This is a genomic window from Rhizobium sp. WYCCWR 11128 (assembly GCF_013416305.1).
GTDB classification, from domain to species: Bacteria; Pseudomonadota; Alphaproteobacteria; order Rhizobiales; family Rhizobiaceae; genus Rhizobium; species Rhizobium indicum.
This window is the reverse complement of the sequence record NZ_JACCEZ010000001.1, coordinates 1360202-1379701: the sequence shown is the minus strand read 5'-3', so window position 1 is coordinate 1379701 and position 19500 is coordinate 1360202. Positions and strand designations below refer to the sequence as shown.

Below are 19500 nucleotides of genomic sequence, written 5' to 3'. Positions count from 1 at the left end.
CGTTGGGCAGCCGCGTCATGCGGCTGCCGCCACACAGACATTTCAGGATCGATCCATGGCAGATGCCCTCAAAATCGGCATTGCGGGCTTGGGCACCGTTGGCGCCTCGCTTGTCCGCATCATTCAGCAGAAAAGCAACGAGCTTGCCGTTACCTGCGGGCGTCCGATCACCATCACGGCCGTCTCGGCACGTGACAGGGCGAGGGACCGCGGCATCGATCTTTCCACTGTTACCTGGTTCGACCGGCCGGAAGAGCTTGCCGAAAAAGGCGATATCGACGTCTTCGTCGAACTGATGGGCGGCGCCGAAGGGGCTGCCAACGTCTCCGTGCGCGCTGCACTCCAGCGTGGTCTCCATGTGGTGACAGCCAACAAGGCGCTGCTTGCCTATCACGGCGTCGAGCTTGCGACGATCGCCGAGGAGAAGGGGTCGCTGCTGAACTTCGAGGCGGCAGTCGCCGGCGGCATCCCGGTCATCAAGGCGCTGCGTGAATCGCTGACGGGCAATTCCGTCTCGCGCATCTATGGCATCATGAACGGCACCTGCAATTATATCCTGACCAAGATGGAGAAGGAGGGGCTTTCCTTCGCCGAATGCCTGAAGGAAGCGCAGCGGCTGGGTTATGCCGAGGCCGATCCGGCCTTCGATATCGAGGGCAACGACACGGCCCACAAGCTTTCCATCCTGACGACGCTCGCCTTCGGCAATCAGATCGCGGCCGACGACATCTATCTCGAAGGCATCACCAACATTTCGATCGAGGATATCCACGCCGCTGCCGAGCTCGGTTATCGCATCAAGCTCTTGGGCGTTGCTCAGCGCACCGATACCGGCATCGAGCAGCGCGTCCATCCCACAATGGTGCCGGTCGATTCGGTCATCGCCCAGGTCGACGGCGTCACCAATGCGGTGGCGATCGAATCCGACGTGCTCGGCGAACTGCTGATGGTCGGCCCTGGCGCCGGCGGCAACGCCACGGCCTCGTCGGTGCTTGGCGATATCGCCGATATCGCCAAGAGCCAGCCAGGCGCCCAGCGCGTGCCGGTGCTCGGCCATCCCGCAGCGACGCTGGAGCCCTACCGCAAGGCGCAGATGCAGAGCCACGAGGGCGGCTATTTCATCCGCCTGACCGTGCTCGACCGCACCGGCGTCTTTGCCAGCGTCGCAACCCGCATGGCCGAAAACAACATCTCGCTGGAATCGATCGTCCAGCGCTCCAAGCAGCACCTGGCGCCATCGCACCACCAGACGATTATTCTCGTCACCCATGCGACGATGGAAGAGTCAGTGCGCAAGGCGGTCGCCTCGATCAAGTCGGAAGGTTACCTCTTCGGCGAGCCGCAGGTGATTCGCATCGAGCGGCCGAAAGAGGAAGGCTGACCTCTTTTTTGCCACAATCCGGGATAGCTGACCCGCTCTGTGCACGCAGGGCGGGTTTTTTTATGCCTGTTTAACCGATCTCACGAAAACTTATATTAACAGATACCGAAACATTGATATAAATAAGCCGGGAGAGGGAGTCGCCGGCTTTGGAGAATTTCGTGAACAAGGACAGCCATGCCGGGAAGGGGTATGGTCGTTCGGAAGAAGAACCTCCCGATCATCCTGATGTGTTTGAGGAAGTTCGTGAAACGGACCATGATGTGGTTCGTTACCAAATCCCCGGGGCCTCCAGCGAGGCCCCTGATGACGACGAAAGCCCTGAAGGCCGCAACTGGGCCATTCTTCTTACCCTGTTTTCCGTCATTCTCGTGCAGATAACCGGCATCGCCCTGATCGTCTGGGCGGTATTCTGGTAAAAATCCGTGTCTGCAAATCCATCGCTATGTTATCTCCGCTGCTCCTGTAGAAGAGCAGATGAAGTCAGCGGAGTGTGGCATGGCAGATCTCGTCGACCCCGTACAGCGCGCGTTTCTCGGCGTGGAGAAATCCGCGCTCGACAATCGCTGGGTCGCGCGGCTCGATCAGGCAGGGCAGAACCGCGCGCTCGCCATGTCGCAGATCCACGGACTGCCGGATCTGATCGCCCGGGTGCTCGCCGGGCGCGGCGTGACGGTAGACGAGGCGATCGAATTCCTCGACCCGACGATCCGCAGCCTGATGCCCGATCCCCATAGGCTGACCGATTGCGAAAAGGCCGCGACCCGCCTCCTGCGCGCGATCGAGCGCGGCGAGAGCGTCGCTATCTTCGGCGACTACGACGTCGACGGCGCAGCCTCCTCGGCACTGATGTTCCGCTTTCTCAGCCATTTTGGCGTCAGGGCGACCATCTATATCCCCGACCGAGTCTTCGAAGGTTACGGCCCCAATCCGGCGGCGATCAATCAGTTGATCGATAACGGCGCTCAGCTGATCGTCACCGTCGATTGCGGCTCCACCAGCCACGAGGCGCTGGCCGCCGCTGCCGCGCGCAATATCGATGTCGTCGTCATCGATCACCACCAGGTTACACATGAGCTGCCGCCCTGCCATGCGCTTGTCAACCCGAACCGCGAGGACGATCTCTCGGGGCAGGGGCATCTTTGCGCGGCTGGCGTCGTCTTCATGGTGCTGGTCGCGACGCTCCGGCTGCTGCGCGCGGCCGGCAACAAGCGCATCCTGGCGATCGACCTGCTGCAATGGCTGGATATCGTGGCTCTTGCGACGGTCTGCGATGTCGTGCCGCTGAAGGGCCTCAACCGCGCCTATGTGGTGAAGGGGCTGGTCGCTGCCCGCCACCAGAGCAATGCCGGGCTTGCCGCACTGTTCCGCAAGGCGGGGCTCGCCGGCCCGGTGACACCCTATCATTTCGGCTTCCTGATCGGCCCGCGCATCAATGCCGGCGGGCGGATCGGCGACGCGGCACTCGGAAGCCGGCTGCTGACGCTTGATGACGCCGGCGAGGCGGATGTGATCGCGCAGCGCCTCGACGAGCTCAATCGCGAACGCCAGGCGATGGAGGCGATCATGCTGCAGGAGGCCGAAGCCGAGGCACTTGCCGAATATGGCGACGGCGAGGGCGCCTCCGTCATCGTCACCGCCCATGAGAAATGGCATCCCGGTATCGTCGGGCTGATCGCGGCGCGGCTGAAGGAGAAGTTCAAACGGCCTGCTTTTGCGATCGCCTTCGATCCCTCCGGCCGCGGCACCGGCTCGGGCCGCTCCATCAACGGCTTCGACATGGGCAGGATGGTCCGGGCTGCTGTCGACGAGGGGCTGCTCGTCAAGGGCGGCGGCCACGCCATGGCCGCGGGTCTGACGGTCGAGCGCGCCGATCTCGGCAGGCTGAGGACCTTCTTCACGGAGAAGGCCGAGAGGACGGTGGCCAGCCTCGTCGCCAACGAAACGCTGAAGATCGACGGCGCGATCGGCGCAAGCGGCGCCACCCTCGAACTCATCGACCGCCTGGAGGCCGCCGGCCCCTATGGCTCTGGCCACGCACAGCCGCTCTTTGCCGTACCGGCGCATAGGGTGCGAGACGCCCGCCTGGTCGGTGAGAAACATGTGAAGGTGACGCTGGAGGCCATGGACGGATCGCGGCTCGACGGCATCGCCTTTCGCGCCGCCGATACGCCGCTTGGCAATCTTCTCATCAATTCACGCGGTGCCAGCCTGCATGTCGCCGGTTCGCTCGGTGCCGACCACTACCAGGGCGCACGCCGCATCCAGTTGCGCGTCTGCGATGCTGCGCCGGCGAAATAGAGTAGTCGCGCAAAAGCGCTGACGATGGGAAGTGCCAAGGGAGAGAAAGTGGTACGCCCTAGGGGAGTCGAACCCCTCTTCCCAGAATGAAAATCTGGTGTCCTAACCGATAGACGAAGGGCGCTTCCTTCGTGGTGGCGCCCTTATAGTCAGCGCCTTCGAAGGCCGCAAGCGCCAAGGCGCGAAAAAATCATCGTTTTCGCCGATTTATTTCGGCTGTGGAAAATCACGGTACCGCTTACTGCCGACGCGCAGCCCAGGCTGGTCAACGACGTGTATCGACACCGAGAGATATGCCGAAACGGCATTTCTGAAAGGCAATCGACGAAACTAGTGATAGCTGCCCGGAGTGCTATGTTCGATATGCGACGGGAGTGAGAAATGTCGCTTTGGGAGATTTTCAAGCTCACGAATATGAGAACGGCAGTCGGACGAACGCAGGCTCTCTGTGCCGGCGTCTCGTCGGCTCAGGAGGTTTTATGGTGTCGACACGGAACTGGAAAGTGGCGTTGGCGGGCGAGTGCATGGTGTGTCGCCCATTTGCCATGCACGACGAGCCTCAATTTACCGAGGTTTGGGACGTCCTTAAGGACGCCGATGTCACTTACGGTCATCTGGAAATGAATTTCGCCGACTACGACGAGCTCAAGTGGCCGGCCCGCGGCCAAGGCATCGGAAGTTTCATGATGGCGGATCCCGAGATTGCCAAGGATCTCAAGTGGGCCGGCTTTGATATCATGTCCACCGCGCATAACCACAGTTTCGATTTCGGAGCCGAAGGTCTGATCGCGACAAAGAAGCACATGAGGGCCGCGGGCATCGTCACAGCCGGCACCGGCGCGGATCTCGAGCTCGCCAGCGAGCCGGGCTACGTCGACAAGAAAAACGGACGTGTCGCACTCGTCTCGACAAGTTCCGGCAATCAACATTTCATGTGGGCGGGCATGCCGAAGGGTGCGCTACGCGGCCGCCCTGGCGTCAATCCCCAACGCCTCACCTTTGAATTCATGGTGGACGAGCAGACCGCCAGGAATCTCAAGGACTTTGGCGAGAAGTTCAATTTCATGAAGAAGCCGAAGCATGGCCGCGAGGGGTCTTTCGGCGTTCAAATTCCCGGCGCCCAGCAATGGGGCGATCCCGAATCCTTCTTCGTGAGCGACCGCTGCGAAGTCATCAGCCGATGCCACAAACGCGACCTCGAACGCAACCTTCGTTCCGTCCACGAGGCGCGCTCCATGGCAGACCTGGTGATCGTGGCGCATCATTTCAGCGTCTCGGATGGTCCGCGGGGCGATACGCCGCCTGGCTTCGTCAAGGAGTTCGCTCACGCCGTCATCGACGGCGGCGCCGATATCTACATCGGCCACGGCTGGCATCGGACATTGGGCATCGAGATCTACAATGGCAGACCGATATTCTACGGCATTGGCAACTTCTTTGCTCAATCCGAGTTCATCCAGCGCGTCCCTTATGACAGCTACGATGCCTGGGGACATGACGTCGACCGTCTCGCAATGCTGACGCCCGCCGCCCATCCACTTCATCCCGGCCTTGATACGCCCACCGACACCTGGTGGAGTTCCGCCGTCATCAAGCTCGATATGGAGGGGGAGAGGCTGAAACGCATTCTGCTCCATCCGGTCGAAATGGGGCGCGACACCTCGCCTGATGTCAAACAGACCCGGCGCACCGGCAAGGGCGACCATCACAATACTGAAGGGCGGCCGATGGTTGCCAAGGGAGAGGATGCCGTGCGCATCATCGATCGCTATCGTCGCCTGTCTGAACCTTTCGGGACGAAGATCGAAATCAGAAGCGGCGTCGGCGTTATCGAGCTGTAACGAGAATGCGCCTGCTGCGGTGGAGGCCGCGGTAGGCAACACATGCGAATAGAAGAACTGTGCCTGGTACGGGCCAGACATTCGAAAGGGAGGTGACGAATGCTGCATGTCAACGGCGCTGTCGTTGGTGACGGAGCTGCGTCGACCACCGAAAACTCCGCGCCCTTGCTGGACGTCCAGGATCTGAAAGTCTCCTTTCCAGGTCCGCACGGCGCTGTCGAGATCGTGCGAGGTCTGAGCTACAGCATAGCGCGCGGCAAAACCTTGGGAATCGTCGGCGAAAGTGGCTGCGGTAAGACGATGACGTCGCTTGCTCTTCTCGGGCTTGTTGCCGGCGGTGGCAGGGTCGACGGCACCATCGATTTCAATGGCCGGGATCTGGCAAAGTTTACGCAGCGCCAATGGCAGCAGGTTCGCGGCCGCGAGATCGCGATGATCTTTCAGGAGCCGATGACTGCCATGAACCCGGTAATGCCGGTCGGACGGCAGATCGCCGAGGTTCTCGTCAAGCATGAGAAGCTCCGCAAGGGCGCAGCGCATGGCCGCGCGGTCGATCTGCTTGCGCAGGTCGGAATCCCGTCGCCGGCTCGGCGCGCGGAGGACTATCCGCATCAGCTCTCTGGCGGCATGCGCCAGCGTGCGATGATCGCGATGGCGCTGGCCTGTCGTCCGCAGTTGCTGATCGCCGACGAGCCGACGACCGCGCTCGACGTCACGATCCAGGCGCAGATACTCGATCTTATGTTGACGCTGCAGGACGACGCCCAGATGTCGATCCAGTTCATCAGCCACAATCTCGCTGTCATATCGGAGATCGCCGACTCCATCATGATGATGTATGCCGGCACGGCCGTTGAATATGCGCCCGCCGACGAGCTCTTCGCCAATCCGCTTCATCCCTACACCCAGGGACTGATTCAGACGCTTCCGGATCCCGACAAGCGGGTAGAGCGTCTCTACGTCATTCCTGGGCGCGTCACGTCCGATATAACGACGGGTTGCCGTTTTGCCAGGCGCTGTCCCTTTGCAGACGACGGCTGCCGACAGATCGAGCCTGATCTTCTCGAAGTCGCTCCCGGCCATAAGGTCGCCTGCCACAAGGTTAAGCCATGACCGAACTCCTGAATCTCGAGCATATCAACGTCGATATTCCGATCGGTGGCGGTTTTCTAAAACCAGCGGTCTGGCTGCAAGCGGTCAATGACGTATCGCTGAGCGTCTTGAAGGGTGAAACACTCGCGCTTGTCGGCGAAAGCGGCAGCGGCAAGTCGACGCTTGGATATGTCGTGGCCGGATTGCGCAAGCAGACCGCCGGGACCGTGACGTTCAACAGCGCCAGGCCGGGCGGCGAAGGACACACACCGGTGCAAGTCATCTTCCAGGACCCGTTTTCCGCGCTCGATCCGCGGATGGTGGTCGGAGAGATCGTTGCAGAGCCGCTGAGGCTGAAGGGCGTCCCGGCCGACAAGCGGCAAGCCAGGGCAGTCGACGTCTTAGGACAGGTCGGCCTGCCGCCGGAAGCGGCGCGTCGCTATCCTCATCAGTTCTCCGGCGGCCAGCGCCAAAGGATTGCGATTGCGCGTGCCCTGATCGCCGAACCGGAAATGATCGTCGCCGACGAGCCGCTTTCCGCCCTTGATGTCTCGATCCAGAGCCAGGTGCTCAACCTGCTCGATGACATCAAGAAGCAGCATGGCATCAGCTATCTGTTCATCAGCCACGATCTCGGCGTCGTGCGGCACCTCGCGGACCGTGTCGCCGTTCTCTATCTCGGGCGGTTGATGGAGGTGGCGGCCTCGGAGGATCTCTTCCAGACACCCAGCCACCCCTATACCCAAGCCCTGCTGGCGGCCGTTCCACGCATCGGCCGGGGACGACGAAAGAAAGAACAGATCCTTCGGGGCGAGATCCCTTCGCCCTTGGCCCCACCCTCCGGCTGCGTGTTTCATACCCGTTGTCTAAAGGCGCAGGACATCTGCAAGAGCCAAAGACCTGCGCTTCTGCCCGCATCTGGCCGGCCCACGCAACTTTCCGCCTGTCATTTCAAGGATTGAGCCGATGTTGAGATATACGATTTCACGTCTCCTCCAGGCAGTCCTCGTCACTCTTGTGATGTCGCTTCTGCTGTTCGTCCTGATCGGGCTCATGCCTGGCGACCCTGTCGAGACCATGCTGGAGGGTAATCCATCGCTGACGCCGGAGACGATGGCGCAGATGCGGGCGCTCTACGGAATGGATCAGCCGCTTTTTGCCCGCTATGGTCACTGGCTTTACCAGGCGCTTCATGGCGATCTCGGCTATTCCAGCGTCTATTTCAAGCCGGTCCTGGACGTCCTCTGGCCAGCCGTGATTCAGACCGCGAAGCTTCTCGTCGCGACCGAAATCGTCAGTATCCCGCTTGCGATGCTTCTCGGTGCGCTGGCTGCCCGCAAGCCGGGCGGATGGACGGACAACGTCATCAGTCTTATCGCCTTCGCCAGCATTTCGTTGCCCGGGTTCTGGACCTCGCTCATTCTGATCATCGTATTCTCAGTCAAGCTCGGCTGGCTTCCGGCGAGCGGCACGCCCTTGATGAGCGACGCTCCGGTCGGCGAACAGATCGTCCATATGATCCTGCCGGTGGTCGTCCTGACATTCTTCCATGTCGGCCCGCTGGTGCGATATGTGAGAGCATCGATGATCGAGACGCTCAATTCGGACTTTGTCCGGACAGCGCGGGCCAAGGGTCTTTCGGAAACGGCTGTCGTCATGCGTCACGCGCTCCGCAACGCTCTGATCCCGATGGTGACGGTGCTTGCCCTCGGCTTCGGCTCGCTATTCTCAGGGGCGCTCGTCGTGGAGACGATCTTCGGCATGCTGGGTATGGGCAAAGTCATCTACGACGCGATCAGCAACATCGACTTCAATCTGGCGCTCGTCGGCCTTCTGCTGGCGACCATCGTCACCCTGTTTTCAAGCCTTCTTGCCGACCTCGCCTATGCGTGGCTTGACCCGAGGATTACCCTGAAATGAGCATCGTCACCGCAGATACGGCGCCAGCGGGCGCCAGCTCGAATTCGGTCTGGAGCAAGCGCTGGCAGCGCTTCCGGGACAACAAGCTCGCGATGATCTCGCTGGTTTTCGTGGTCCTTCTCATGCTTTCCTGCGCCATGGCCGGGCCCATCGCCTATTTGACGGGAATAGACGCCAACGCCACCAATCTCCTGCGCCGGTTCAAGCCGCCGTCAGCGCAGCACTGGCTCGGCACCGACGACCTTGGCCGCGACGTACTGCTGCGGCTCCTCTATGGCGGCCAGGTATCCATTGCCGTCGGTCTGCTCGCCACCTTCATTACCGGGATCATCGGCATCGGGATCGGCGTCACTGCGGGCTACATCGGCGGCAGGTTCGACAACGTGCTCATGCGGATGACGGATTGCATCATCGCTCTGCCGCTCATCCCGGTGCTGATCGTCCTGGGCGCCGTCGATCTGACGAAACTCGGCCTCAGCCAGGCTGCGGCGACGTCGCCTGCCGCCGTCTTCTTGAGGATCGTCATCATCATCGCTCTCGTCGACTGGACGACGATCGCCAGAATAGCCAGGGCCGGCACCATCACGTTACGCGATGTCGATTACATCAGGGCAGCAAGTGTCAGCGGAGCCAAGGGTCGATATAACATTTTCGTCCACATTTTGCCGAACATCGCCACACCTCTGATCGTCGCGATGACCTTGTCGGTCGGCCGCATCATCCTGTTCGAATCGACGCTGAGCTTCCTTGGCTTTGGCATCGTTCCGCCAACGCCGACATGGGGGAACATGCTGACCAATGCGCAGCAGCTCATCATCTCGGCCCCGATGCTTGCCGTCTATCCCGGCCTGCTGATCTTCACCACCGTAATGGCGGTCAATTTCGTCGGCGATGGCGTTCGCTCGGCCTTCGATCCTCGCTCGGAGACGAGCAAGGGATCGCACTGAAGAAAACAAAAACAAAGTCTGATGGAGGATAAAATGACATCTGCCGGGAAGAGACTAAAATCGTTCGTCACCGTGGCACTCGCCACGGCTGCGCTGACCTCGCTGTCGAGTGCCAGCGCTATGGCTCAGGCAAAGGATCAACTGGTCGTCGGACAGTTGCAGTTCCTGACGAATTTTCATCCGCTGGTTCAAGTCAACAATACCAAGCGCCTCGTCATCAACTATTCCCTCCGACCGATAACGGCATTCGACGAGAACGTCGTCAATCACTGTATCCTTTGCGAAACGCTGCCGACCATCGACAACGGTCTTGCCAAGATCGTCGATCTTCCCGATGGCAAGAAGGGAATGAAGGTCACGTTCAAGCTCAGGGAGGGGCTTGCCTGGGGAGACGGCGTGCCGGTTACCTCGAAGGATATCGAGTTCACCTGGAAAATGGCGCGCGATCCCAAGATCGGCTTCTCCAACTACAATTCCTGGACGCGGGCATCTGCGCTGGAGATCGTCGACGAGCGAACCGTCGTGCTGACGATCCCGCAGATCATTTCGAGCTATAATTCCTGGGACCAGGTCATTCCGGAGCACCTGGAAGGTCCGGTCTATGCGGCCAATCCAACGCTCGACACCTATGTCAAGCAATCGCTCTACAATCTGCAGCCGACCAATCCCGGCCTGTGGAACGGCTCGTTCCTGCTCAGCGACTATCAGATCGGAACACGCATCGTGTTCACGCCCAATCCGAAGTGGCCGGGAGATAAGCCCCATCTGCAGCGGATAATCCTGAGCTATCGCGACAATTCGTCTTCGTTGCTTCAGAATCTGCTCGCTGGATCGGTCGATGCGGTCCCTGTCAGCCCCGGCGGAATCAGCTTCTCGCAGATGCTCGATCTCAAGAACCAGCAGCCTGACAAGTTCACCTACCATCTTGCCTACGGAACGAACGTCGAGCGCATCGCTGTCAATTTCGACAATCCGATCCTCAAGGATAAGGCGGTGCGCCAGGCCATCCTCTACGCAATCGACCGCCAGGCGATAAGCGACGAACTGTTCGGAGGGCTGCAGCCCGTCGCCAACGGCATCCTGAGCAGCGAGAATGCCTATTACAACAAGGATATGACGCTCTACTCATATGACGCTGAGAAGTCTAAAGAGCTGCTCGAAAGCGCTGGTTGGAAACCGGGCAGTGACGGCATCTGTGTCAATGACAAAGGCGAGCGTCTTTCGCTCGAGCTTGTCTCCACTGCGGGCAATCAGACCAGAGAGCAGATTGCTCAGGTCATCCAGAGCCAGTTGAAGGATGTCTGCATCGAGATCACCAACAACTTCGTGCCCCTGCAGGAATTCAATGGCGAGATGGCGCGCAAGCGGAAGTTCAAAGCTCTGATGATGTCCTCGATCGACTTTTCTCCATCCGTTTCGCCGCGGATCGCGCTCGGATCCGACGCCATTCCGGGTCCAAAAAACAATGGCGTCGGCAACAATTTCTCAGCCTATGCAAATCCGGAGATGGACAAGGCCATATCCGAGCTCGAGGCGGCGCTCGATCCTGAGACGGCAAAGCAGAAATGGGCGGCGGTCCAGAAAATCTTTGCCGACGATCTGCCGATGTTGCCGCTCTATTTCTACCCGCGCGCCTACGTCACCGTCACCGGCCTTACGAACTTCCGGCAGGGAACGCTCGACCCGTTGCAGATCTGGTCGGAGGAATGGCAGCGGCAATGAGCAGGGCCGTTTAAGCCAGACTATCCGAAGATCATTTGCGTGGGATATCTATGAAACCGAACATCGCCATTCTTGACGATTATCTGGGTATTTCTCAGGAGGTCGCCGATTGGGGAGGTTTGAAATCCCGCGCCAATGTCGTCGTCTTCGACCGTCCGCTGGCGCTGCCGGATGAGGCCGCGCGCGAACTCGCTGGATTCGACATAATCTGCACTCTCCGTGAGAGGATGCCGATTCCAGGGGAGTTGATCAATCGGCTGCCGCGCCTGAAGTACATCGTCGTGACCGGCAAGCGCTACGATACGGTGGACATCGCGACAGCCGCGAGCCGCGGCGTCCTCGTCTCGAACACTCCCGTCAGCGGGGCTGGCGCCGGCGGCGTTGCCGAACTCGTCTGGGGTCTGATCTTGTCGGCAACGAGACATATCGCTTCGGAGGATCGCAGCATGCGCCGCGGAGGCTGGCAGACCCAGGCGGGAACGACGGTAGGAGGCAAGGTGCTCGGCATTCTTGGCCTCGGCAGCCTCGGCAGAAGGGTCGCGGAGATCGGCAAGGTATTCGGCATGGAGCTCCAGGCCTGGAGCCAGAACATGACGGCGGAGCAGGCGGAGGCAGCCGGTGCGCGTCTGGTATCGAAGCAAGAGCTCTTTGCCACCAGCGACGTCGTCACGATCCATCTGGCGTTGAGCGACCGAACGCGAGGCATCGTCGGCGCGACCGATCTGCAGGCGATGAAAAAGACCGCCTACATCATCAATACCGCCCGCGGCGCCATCGTTGACGAGCCCGCGCTTATTGCCGCGTTGCGCTCAAGATCGATTGCGGGAGCGGGGCTGGACGTCTACGAAAAAGAGCCGCTGCCGGTCGACCATCCATTCCGCAGCCTGTCGAACGTCGTGATCACCCCGCACCTTGGATATTTCACCAGGGACATGTTGGGTACCTACTACGGAGACGCCGTCCGCCTCATCGAAGCATTTTTGGATGGGCGCCCTGAGCGTGTCGTCAATATGGGCCTGGATACCGGATGCTGACGTTCTGCCGCTCTTGCCGAGAATAGCGCCTCCGCGGTTTCACCCGGAAGAGCATTCCAGGGAGCGCCTTCAGGTCGGCTTGCCTCCCAGGAGATCCATGCTGAGGTCGCGCAATATACGAAAAGCCGCTTCGTGCAGCCTGTTCGACAATCGGCGAGCGGGCTGCACAAGTTGAACGGAGAGGATCAATTCGGGTCCGACGATTTTGCGCAGTTCCAATCCATGCCGCGCGTCCGGACCCTTGGATGCCAGCGTGCGGATCGACGCCACCGTGAAGCCGTAGCCGTCCCTCACAAGATCGAACATCGTATCGAGAGGGTCCAATTCAAAGACGATATTGAGCTTCTGGCCGAGCCGTGCGAGTTCGGAATCGAGCAGGACCCTCGTGCTGTTGGGCCTGCAGGCGATGACCATTGGCACGTCGGCAATTGATTCCAGATGTACCGGCTTGTCATCTTTGAACGCGCCTTCGCGGCCAATGAGATAGAGGTTCTCCTCGACAAGGTCGTGGATTTCCAACATCGGGGACGATGGAGCGTCGTACATGATCGCCATGTCGAGGCGGCCGGACAGGATCCATTCCTGAAGCTGGTTTGATCGTCCGTGGACGAGCATCACCTGAGCATCCGACAATTCCTCTCTCAGCTTGCGTATGAGCGCGGTCGCGATTGCAGTCGAGATCGTAGCAGGTAAACCTATTCCGACCTTCCCGGATTTCCCTGTTCGAGAATTCTCGATGTCCTCGTAGGTGCGCTCGATTTGCCGAAGAATGCCACGCGCATTGTCGAGCAGACGTTCGCCGGCCTCGGTGAGCTCGACGCCTCGTCCATTGCGAAGCAGGAGCCGTTCCTTCAACTCCGTCTCCAGGTTTCGGACCTGTCGGCTCAGTGCGGGCTGGGCGATGTGCAGGAAAGCCGATGCGCGGCTGAAGCTTCCGAGTTCCGCCACGCGGACGAAATAAGCGAGTTGGCGGATGTCCATGTCGTCTTCTCCCTGAGATATGCCGAAATGCTATGACTGATAGTATGGCAGAACATCTGGAGATACCAAGATCCTTGAGGTAGCTTCGCTCAAATTCGAGTTTGTGGGAGGAAAAACAATGGTTCCGTCCGCGGAGGTCGCCGCCCGGAGCGGCTTCAAGGTGTGGCAGTGCGTCCTGTGCGCGTATGTCTACGACGAGGCGCTTGGAGATGCCGATGGCGGCGTCCCGCCGGGCACCCGCTGGGAAGATGTGCCCGACGATTGGGTTTGCCCGGAGTGCGGCGCTCGAAAAAGCGAGTTCGACATGGTGGTCGTCGGATGACAGCGATCGGATCGGTGAACCCTTGATGTCTGATATCTTGATCATTGGTGCGTCCCATTCCGGGGTCGCTGTTGCGGCCGCATTGCGAAGCTCCAAATATGATGGCTCCATCATGCTGGTGACGCAGGAGAACGTCCTTCCCTACCATCGTCCGCCGCTCTCGAAAGAAGCGTTGTCGAAGGACGACTATGCTCTGACGCCGCTCCGCCCGGAGACCTTCTACGCCTCGAATCGGATCGACCTCGTTCAGGCTGTGAAGATCGTCGCGCTGAATGTGGCGGAAAGCTATGCGCTCTCCGAGGATGGAACGCGCTTTTCCTACGGGTGCCTGATCCTCGCCTGCGGGGCCGAACCCCGTCGTCTGCCCACGTCTGTGGATGCCAACGGCGTCGCCCACACCCTGCGCACGCATCACGATCTGATCGGATTGAAGGCACGCCTTGCCGGTGCCAAGTCGGTCGCGATCATCGGCGGCGGATTGATCGGCATGGAAATCGCCGCAATGGCTTTGGCAAAGGGGCTCGACGTCACGGTCATCGAGGCCGGTTCGAGGCTGATGGAGCGGACGGTCAGCAAGTCGATTGCCAATTACGTGCTCGACCGGCATCTGAACCAGGGGCTTCATGTTCGCTTCGGCGCCACGGTCACGACGATCGCCCGCGACGGTGGCCGGGGTATCGATCTGGTCACCTTAGGCGATGGCGAGCAGATCGAGGCTGATATTGTCGTCGTGGCGATCGGGGCGGCGCCCCATGAAAAATTGGCGCGCGACGCGGGCCTTGAGGTGAACAACGGCATTCTCGTTTCGGAGATCGGGCGTTCATCGCACCCGGCCGTCTATGCGGTTGGCGATTGCTCCGCTTGGTACGATCCGGTGCTTGGACGCCACGTCCGAAACGAAGCGGTCAATCCCGGGCAGGATCAGGCGAAGATCGTTGCTGCGGCAATCACCGGGGCGTCACCGCCACCCAAGCGTCTGCCGCGCTATTGGTCGCATCAGGCTGCCATCCAGATCCAGATGTCGGGCGAGGTGAACGGCGCCGACATGGAAGCGGTGCTGAACGCACCGGCCAGCGGAGCATTTTCGGTTCTGGGCTTCAAGCGCGATCGTCTCGTTGCCGTCCAGACGATCAACGCCCCGCAGCAGTTCGGCAAGTTGCACGAGATGATCGGGATAGACCGAGACGCGGTTGCCGCGGCACTCGATGTCGAGTTTCCGCCACCCCATCACCATTGAAGCGCATCACCATTAAAGCAAATCGGCGCGACGGCCCAAGGAGGATCAATCGATGCAAACTGCGTCCTACACCGAAAAAGAACCGACCCGTTTTCGCCGCGGCCAATCCTGGAAGATCAACATGTTCGGCAAGAACTCGGACATTGCAGCGCCTGATCCACAGGCCTTCCGGCTCGATTTGAACGCTCATCAAAAGCTCGACTCGCATTTCCACATCGTCGACCAGTTCCAGGTCTTCATCGCCGGAAGCGGCACGATCGGCCGTGACGAAGTGCGTCTCGTTACCGTGCATTACGCCGACCATCACACCGGCTATGGCCCGCTGATCGCCAGCGAACAGGGACTGTCATACCTGACTTTGCGCAGCAAGACCGATGCCGGGCTCGTCTACCTGACGACGCCGAACGTTCGCGAAAAGCTCAAACCCACCAAACGCCGTCATCGCACGTCGGGTGCAGTGGCGCTGTCGATCGAGCCGGTTCTCCGCAATCGCACCGAGTTGACCGTCGACACCATCATCGAGGAGCAGCCGGGTGATGATGGCATGAACTGCAAGGTGTTCCGGCTGGGACCGGCCATGGCGGTGCAGGCACCCGATCCGAGCGGCAGCGGCGGCCAGTACCTGATCGTGCTCAACGGCAGTCTCATCCATGAAGGGCAGATTTATCAGCCCTTCTCGCTGATGTTCGTGCGGTTCGACGATCCTGCGCCGACCATCACGGCTGGCGAGGATGGGCTAGAGCTGATGATCACGCAGTTCCCGACCGAAGATGAGTGGATGAAATCCATCTAGTCCTGAAGGCATGCGTTCAACTGGAGGAGGAAACCGTGACCTATTTTGACCTTGAGGCGATCCGCAGGGAGATCGCTCCTTCCGGAATGCTGGTCTGCGCCCTCAATCACGGCAATGTCGTGCTGGTTCGGCGCGGCCCGACGGACGAGACGCCGACGGGCGTGTCGGTGGACCTCGCACGGTCGCTTGCAGAGGAACTCTCGCTCCCGATCCGCTTTCGACATTACGACAAAGCCGGCGATGTTTCCGCAAGTGTCGGCACGGGGGAGTGGGACGTGTGTTTCCTCGCAATCGATCCGCAGCGAGCCGAGCGCATTGCCTATAGCGACCCTTATGTCCAGATCGAAGGCGCATTTCTGATACGCCGCGCTGCGGGGCCGTTGGGCCTGAAGGACGTGGACCGGCTGCGACTGAAAATCGGCGCCGTTAGGGGAAGTGCCTACGAACTCTTTCTTTCAAGACAGGGCGGGGCCGGCGAACTGATCCGTTTCGACAGTTTTCCGGAAGCGGTGGCGGCTTTGACGGGCGGGGATCTCGATGGTCTGGCGGGCGTGCGGCAGGCCATGTCGATCGTTGCTCGCGACCAGCCCGACTTTGCAGTGTTGCAGGAACCGTTCATGGCCATTCCCCAGGCCGTTGGCATCAGTGCGGATCGCCCTGCCGCAGCCGCGTTCACGCGCGCTTTCGTCCAGGAGCAGAAGGCGAGCGGTTTCGTTCGCCTGTCTCTGGTGCAGAGCGGACACGCCGATGTCGTCGTGCCACCCTGATTGGCACCTGCTGTTCCACGCGGCGATAGAGCAATCAACCTGGGAGGAAGGCATGAGAATGAGTGGAAAGTTCAAGGCTGTCGTCGGCAAGAGTAGAACGGGTGCTGTCGTCCTGATGGCAAGCCTGTCGCTGAGCGCGGCAAACAATGCGAACGCGACCGACGGAACCGCGCCAATCACGTTGGCGACTGTTACGGGAGGCCGGGTCGAGGGCGTACCGAGCGACACACCCGGCGTTACCCAATTCCTCGGCATTCCATTCGCCGGAAATGTTAGTGGGGAAAACCGTTGGAAGCCAGCGCCGCCGGTGAAGCCATGGGATGGTGTTCTCACGGCTGACAAGTGGGGCGACCAGATGCTCCAGAACCCGAACAGTCTCGGCCGGGCGCCGATCAGCGACAACGGCTTGAACCTTGCTGTCTGGACCCCGGCCCACAGCATCGGCGATCGGCTCCCCATCTATATGCTTATCCACGGCGGCGCCAACCGCCTGGGTTCAAGCGAGATGAAAGACCTCTATGCGGCGCAGTTGGCTGCGAAAGGCGTGGTCGTCGTCTCTGTTCAATATCGCCTTGGAGCGATGGGATGGCTGTCGCTGCCGGAGATGGGCAAGGACAGTGGCAAGGGCCCGAAAGGCAATTTCGGGGTCCTCGATCTCGTCGATGCTCTTCACTGGATCCAAAAGAACGCGGAGGCGTTCGGAGGGGATCCGAAGACCGTGACGATCGGCGGCCAGTCGGCGGGTGGCGAAAACACGGTTGCGCTCCTCCGGACGCCCCTGGCAAAGGGTCTCTTCAAGCGCGCATTCATTCAGTCGAGCTTCACCGGCTTCCTGCCGGGGAAGGTTGTCGACTTCGCCAAGAAGTCTGAGCAAAACCAGGAGGCTGTAAACAAGCTCCTTGGCAAGGAGGTGACGCTTGCCGACCTTCGGGCGATCGACAGCAAGACCTGGCTGGAGAATTGGCAGGGCGGAAAGGAAACGCTCTACGGTGCAATGACAGGCGCCGTCGCAACGAACCAGTTCTATACCATCGACGACTACGTGTTCACCAAGGAATCGGTAAACCTGGTTCAACCGGGCGATTTCGACGGTCTGGATATCATCATCGGTCAGACGGCGGACGAATATACCGGACTACGGCCGAACGACCTGAAAATGACGGAGGGCGAGCAGCATGAGGCGATGCTGGCGGCGATCCGACCGCACCAGGCGGGCAATGTCGACGACGCCGTCTTTCCGCTCTACGAAACCAACGACCCGGTGGAAGCCTATCGATTGTCGCTGCGGATGTTGAACGACTATATGTTCGAGTATGTGCGCGTCGGGGCGGAATTCGCCAAAGCCCACAGCAGCGCCAACGTCTATCTCTACTATTGGGACCACTGGCCGCCGGGCAAGGATCAGGGCTTTCGTCGCGCTTGGCACGCGGGAGACAACTGGTACTTCAACGGTTCGCTGCGCCCTGGAAACCGTGACCAGCTTCCGTGGACCGACCCGGATTTCGCCATGCGCGACATGGCCATTACCTATCTCGCAAACTTCATCAAGACTGGCGATCCGAACGGTAACAGCGTCCCGCACTGGGGGCAGGTGACCCCTCAGTCAGGCGGCCAGTTCATTCGGTTTCATGAGGGGGAAGCTGCCATGCGGACCTCGACGCTCTACCCAAGCCGTGACGCCTACCTGCGGAAAAAGATTCTAGAGGGTATCGGCATGACGGAGAGGGATATCGCTGAAAAACCCTGATCGCGCGGCCGAGCGGCAGGCCGATCTACAAAACTCGCAGAGCTGATAGAGGCCATCGATCCTGCCAATAAAACGGCTCCAGCCTTAAGAATTGGCGGGTCGTTCCCAGGCTTTCCACGGCGTCATTTCAGCTGTCGCGGCCTCCCACGCGCACGCAAAGCGCGGGGCGTTTGCACGCCGATTCGATGGCGGTCGTTTGCTTGCCGTCGTGTGACCTTACCAAGAGGAGGATATCATGAAAATTGGACGTCGGAGATTTATGACTGCTGCTGCCTGCACTGCGGCTTCAGGCTTGCTGCCGGCAAGAGGTGTATCGGCGGCAGGGGCAGAGCTTATTCACACCGTGGCGGCAGAAATTCCATGGTTCTGCAATCAGGTGGCGCTGACAGCCAAAGGAGACATGTTCTTCGGCCTGCCGCGCTATCCGGACTACGACCAGACGCCCTGTCTCGCAAAGCGGGGTGCGGACGGAAAGCCAGCCGCCTTTCCGGGAAACGCCTGGAACGAATGGAAGCCCGGTGACGACGGATTTGATAGCTTCGTCTATGTCAACTCGATCCATGTCTTCAAGGACGGGACTGTCTGGGCGGTGGACCAGGGAGCACTGCGCGCAGACTCCTATCCGCCTGCGCTTTCCGAGCCTCACAAGGGCGCACAGAAGCTTGTTCAATTGGATGCGGACTCCGGCGAGGTGCTGCGGGTTCTGCGCTTCGGCGACGATATTCTGCCGAAGGGCGCGAAATTGAACGATCTGCGCGTGTTCGGCGACTATGTCTACGTCACGGACTCCGGGTTGGGCGCTTTGATCTATCATGACCTCAAGACCGGCGTTACGCTTCGCCGGATGTCCGGTTCTCCTGAGATGCAGGCAAAGGTCGAACCGAATATGCAGCAGGGGAGTCACCAGACCCCGAAGATCGACATGATCGAGGTCAGCGACGACGGGGAGTGGCTTTATGCTGCAGCACCGACCGGCCCATTCATCAGGATCAAGACCGCAGCGTTGCGCGACGCGTCGCTTTCGGATGACGACCTCGCCGAACAGGTCGAGGAATACGCGACGATCGCACGCAGCGGCGGCTGCGCCCTTGATACGAACGGTAACCTCTATCTCTCGGAACTGGACAACAAGCGGGTGACGATCTTGTCACCGACCGGAGAGACTGCGGTGCTGACGTCGGATGACGAGTTCATCAGTCCGGACGGATCGTTCATCAGTGTCGATCGCAAGCTCTATATTCCGGTCACGCAATCCCGCCGAACGAGGCTGTTCGGCAACAAGCAGGACATGGTGAAACGGCCTTGGAAGATCTACGTCGTCGATCTGCCCGAAACATTCGGAGGCATCAAGCTCGGTGCCTCTTTGAATGGACCGTCGCTCCCCTGATGCATATCGGAGCAGCCGAGCCCTGGTC

The 19500-nt window shown here is 60.3% G+C and carries 17 protein-coding genes and 1 tRNA gene; 16 read left to right on the top strand and 2 right to left on the bottom strand.

The window, feature by feature from the left end; all coding sequences use genetic code 11:
- Positions 1-55 precede the first annotated feature (55 nt).
- From HX898_RS06715 to recJ, 3 genes are all read left to right on the top strand, one after another.
- Positions 56-1381 carry a homoserine dehydrogenase gene (locus HX898_RS06715; protein WP_171598877.1) on the top strand — a complete coding sequence of 442 codons (1326 nt, stop codon included), beginning with the start codon at positions 56-58 and terminating at the stop codon, positions 1379-1381.
- A 161-nt stretch (positions 1382-1542) separates the two neighbouring features.
- Entirely contained in the window at positions 1543-1800 is a 258-nt protein-coding gene (locus HX898_RS06710) for a hypothetical protein (RefSeq protein WP_138329757.1), read from the top strand.
- A 79-nt stretch (positions 1801-1879) separates the two neighbouring features.
- Positions 1880-3682: a single-stranded-DNA-specific exonuclease RecJ gene (recJ, locus tag HX898_RS06705; protein WP_180194274.1), complete on the top strand. Its 1803-nt coding sequence runs from the start codon at positions 1880-1882 to the stop codon at positions 3680-3682.
- 49 nt (positions 3683-3731) lie between these two features.
- Here the strand turns inward: recJ and HX898_RS06700 are convergent.
- A tRNA-Glu gene (locus HX898_RS06700) sits at positions 3732-3806 on the bottom strand.
- A 355-nt stretch (positions 3807-4161) separates the two neighbouring features.
- Here HX898_RS06700 and HX898_RS06695 point away from each other — a divergent pair.
- From HX898_RS06695 to HX898_RS06665, 7 genes are all read left to right on the top strand, one after another.
- Positions 4162-5523 (top strand): CapA family protein, encoded by a 1362-nt coding sequence (locus tag HX898_RS06695; RefSeq protein ID WP_180194273.1) that lies wholly within the window; start codon positions 4162-4164, stop codon positions 5521-5523.
- 99 nt (positions 5524-5622) lie between these two features.
- Complete coding sequence (locus tag HX898_RS06690; RefSeq protein ID WP_180194272.1) at positions 5623-6636, top strand: ABC transporter ATP-binding protein; 1014 nt, start codon at positions 5623-5625, stop codon at positions 6634-6636.
- Positions 6633-7577: an ABC transporter ATP-binding protein gene (locus tag HX898_RS06685; protein WP_180194271.1), complete on the top strand. Its 945-nt coding sequence runs from the start codon at positions 6633-6635 to the stop codon at positions 7575-7577. Before HX898_RS06690 ends, HX898_RS06685 begins: the two co-directional genes overlap by 4 nt.
- A 4-nt stretch (positions 7578-7581) precedes the next feature.
- A complete protein-coding gene (locus HX898_RS06680) occupies positions 7582-8535 on the top strand; it encodes an ABC transporter permease (protein WP_180194270.1) in 954 nt (317 codons plus the stop codon).
- The gene (locus HX898_RS06675; protein ID WP_138329746.1) at positions 8532-9482 is read left to right on the top strand and encodes an ABC transporter permease; all 951 of its coding nucleotides are present in this window, start codon (positions 8532-8534) and stop codon (positions 9480-9482) included. The genes HX898_RS06680 and HX898_RS06675 overlap by 4 nt, the downstream gene beginning before the upstream one ends.
- A gap of 33 nt (positions 9483-9515) precedes the next feature.
- Complete coding sequence (locus tag HX898_RS06670) at positions 9516-11204, top strand: peptide ABC transporter substrate-binding protein (RefSeq protein ID WP_138329744.1); 1689 nt, start codon at positions 9516-9518, stop codon at positions 11202-11204.
- Positions 11205-11254: 50 nt separating this feature from the next.
- Positions 11255-12238: a D-2-hydroxyacid dehydrogenase family protein gene (locus tag HX898_RS06665; RefSeq protein WP_138329743.1), complete on the top strand. Its 984-nt coding sequence runs from the start codon at positions 11255-11257 to the stop codon at positions 12236-12238.
- Between the two features lie 69 nt (positions 12239-12307).
- Here HX898_RS06665 and HX898_RS06660 read toward each other — a convergent pair whose 3' ends face one another.
- Complete coding sequence (locus HX898_RS06660) at positions 12308-13219, bottom strand: LysR substrate-binding domain-containing protein (RefSeq protein ID WP_138329741.1); 912 nt, start codon at positions 13217-13219, stop codon at positions 12308-12310.
- Between the two features lie 118 nt (positions 13220-13337).
- On the opposite strand from HX898_RS06660, the gene HX898_RS06655 reads away from it, so the two are divergent.
- The 6 genes from HX898_RS06655 (at position 13338) to HX898_RS06630 (ending at position 19472) form a co-directional block, all read left to right on the top strand.
- Positions 13338-13541, top strand: coding sequence for a rubredoxin (locus HX898_RS06655; RefSeq protein WP_138389288.1), 204 nt, complete (start codon positions 13338-13340; stop codon positions 13539-13541).
- Positions 13542-13566: 25 nt separating this feature from the next.
- Positions 13567-14778, top strand: coding sequence for an FAD-dependent oxidoreductase (locus HX898_RS06650; protein ID WP_180194269.1), 1212 nt, complete (start codon positions 13567-13569; stop codon positions 14776-14778).
- A gap of 52 nt (positions 14779-14830) precedes the next feature.
- Complete coding sequence (locus HX898_RS06645; RefSeq protein ID WP_180194268.1) at positions 14831-15571, top strand: hypothetical protein; 741 nt, start codon at positions 14831-14833, stop codon at positions 15569-15571.
- A 35-nt stretch (positions 15572-15606) separates the two neighbouring features.
- Entirely contained in the window at positions 15607-16338 is a 732-nt protein-coding gene (locus HX898_RS06640) for a transporter substrate-binding domain-containing protein (protein WP_180194267.1), read from the top strand.
- Between the two features lie 58 nt (positions 16339-16396).
- The gene (locus HX898_RS06635; RefSeq protein WP_246697886.1) at positions 16397-18085 is read left to right on the top strand and encodes a carboxylesterase family protein; all 1689 of its coding nucleotides are present in this window, start codon (positions 16397-16399) and stop codon (positions 18083-18085) included.
- 235 nt (positions 18086-18320) lie between these two features.
- The gene (locus HX898_RS06630; protein ID WP_180194265.1) at positions 18321-19472 is read left to right on the top strand and encodes an L-dopachrome tautomerase-related protein; all 1152 of its coding nucleotides are present in this window, start codon (positions 18321-18323) and stop codon (positions 19470-19472) included.
- Positions 19473-19500: the final 28 nt, after the last annotated feature.

Excerpts from the sequence above, each read along its gene's own strand:
- HX898_RS06715 (WP_171598877.1), top strand. The coding sequence starts at position 56 with ATGGCAGATGCCCTCAAAATCGGCATTGCGGGCTTGGGCACCGTTGGC.
- HX898_RS06660 (WP_138329741.1), bottom strand. The coding sequence starts at position 13,219 with ATGGACATCCGCCAACTCGCTTATTTCGTCCGCGTGGCGGAACTCGGA.
- HX898_RS06670 (WP_138329744.1), top strand. The coding sequence starts at position 9,516 with ATGACATCTGCCGGGAAGAGACTAAAATCGTTCGTCACCGTGGCACTC.
- HX898_RS06645 (WP_180194268.1), top strand. The coding sequence starts at position 14,831 with ATGCAAACTGCGTCCTACACCGAAAAAGAACCGACCCGTTTTCGCCGC.
- HX898_RS06655 (WP_138389288.1), top strand. The coding sequence starts at position 13,338 with ATGGTTCCGTCCGCGGAGGTCGCCGCCCGGAGCGGCTTCAAGGTGTGG.
- HX898_RS06635 (WP_246697886.1), top strand. The coding sequence starts at position 16,397 with ATGAGTGGAAAGTTCAAGGCTGTCGTCGGCAAGAGTAGAACGGGTGCT.
- HX898_RS06665 (WP_138329743.1), top strand. The coding sequence starts at position 11,255 with ATGAAACCGAACATCGCCATTCTTGACGATTATCTGGGTATTTCTCAG.
- HX898_RS06630 (WP_180194265.1), top strand. The coding sequence starts at position 18,321 with ATGAAAATTGGACGTCGGAGATTTATGACTGCTGCTGCCTGCACTGCG.
- HX898_RS06685 (WP_180194271.1), top strand. The coding sequence starts at position 6,633 with ATGACCGAACTCCTGAATCTCGAGCATATCAACGTCGATATTCCGATC.
- recJ (WP_180194274.1), top strand. The coding sequence starts at position 1,880 with ATGGCAGATCTCGTCGACCCCGTACAGCGCGCGTTTCTCGGCGTGGAG.
- HX898_RS06650 (WP_180194269.1), top strand. The coding sequence starts at position 13,567 with ATGTCTGATATCTTGATCATTGGTGCGTCCCATTCCGGGGTCGCTGTT.
- HX898_RS06695 (WP_180194273.1), top strand. The coding sequence starts at position 4,162 with ATGGTGTCGACACGGAACTGGAAAGTGGCGTTGGCGGGCGAGTGCATG.
- HX898_RS06690 (WP_180194272.1), top strand. The coding sequence starts at position 5,623 with ATGCTGCATGTCAACGGCGCTGTCGTTGGTGACGGAGCTGCGTCGACC.
- HX898_RS06680 (WP_180194270.1), top strand. The coding sequence starts at position 7,582 with ATGTTGAGATATACGATTTCACGTCTCCTCCAGGCAGTCCTCGTCACT.
- HX898_RS06675 (WP_138329746.1), top strand. The coding sequence starts at position 8,532 with ATGAGCATCGTCACCGCAGATACGGCGCCAGCGGGCGCCAGCTCGAAT.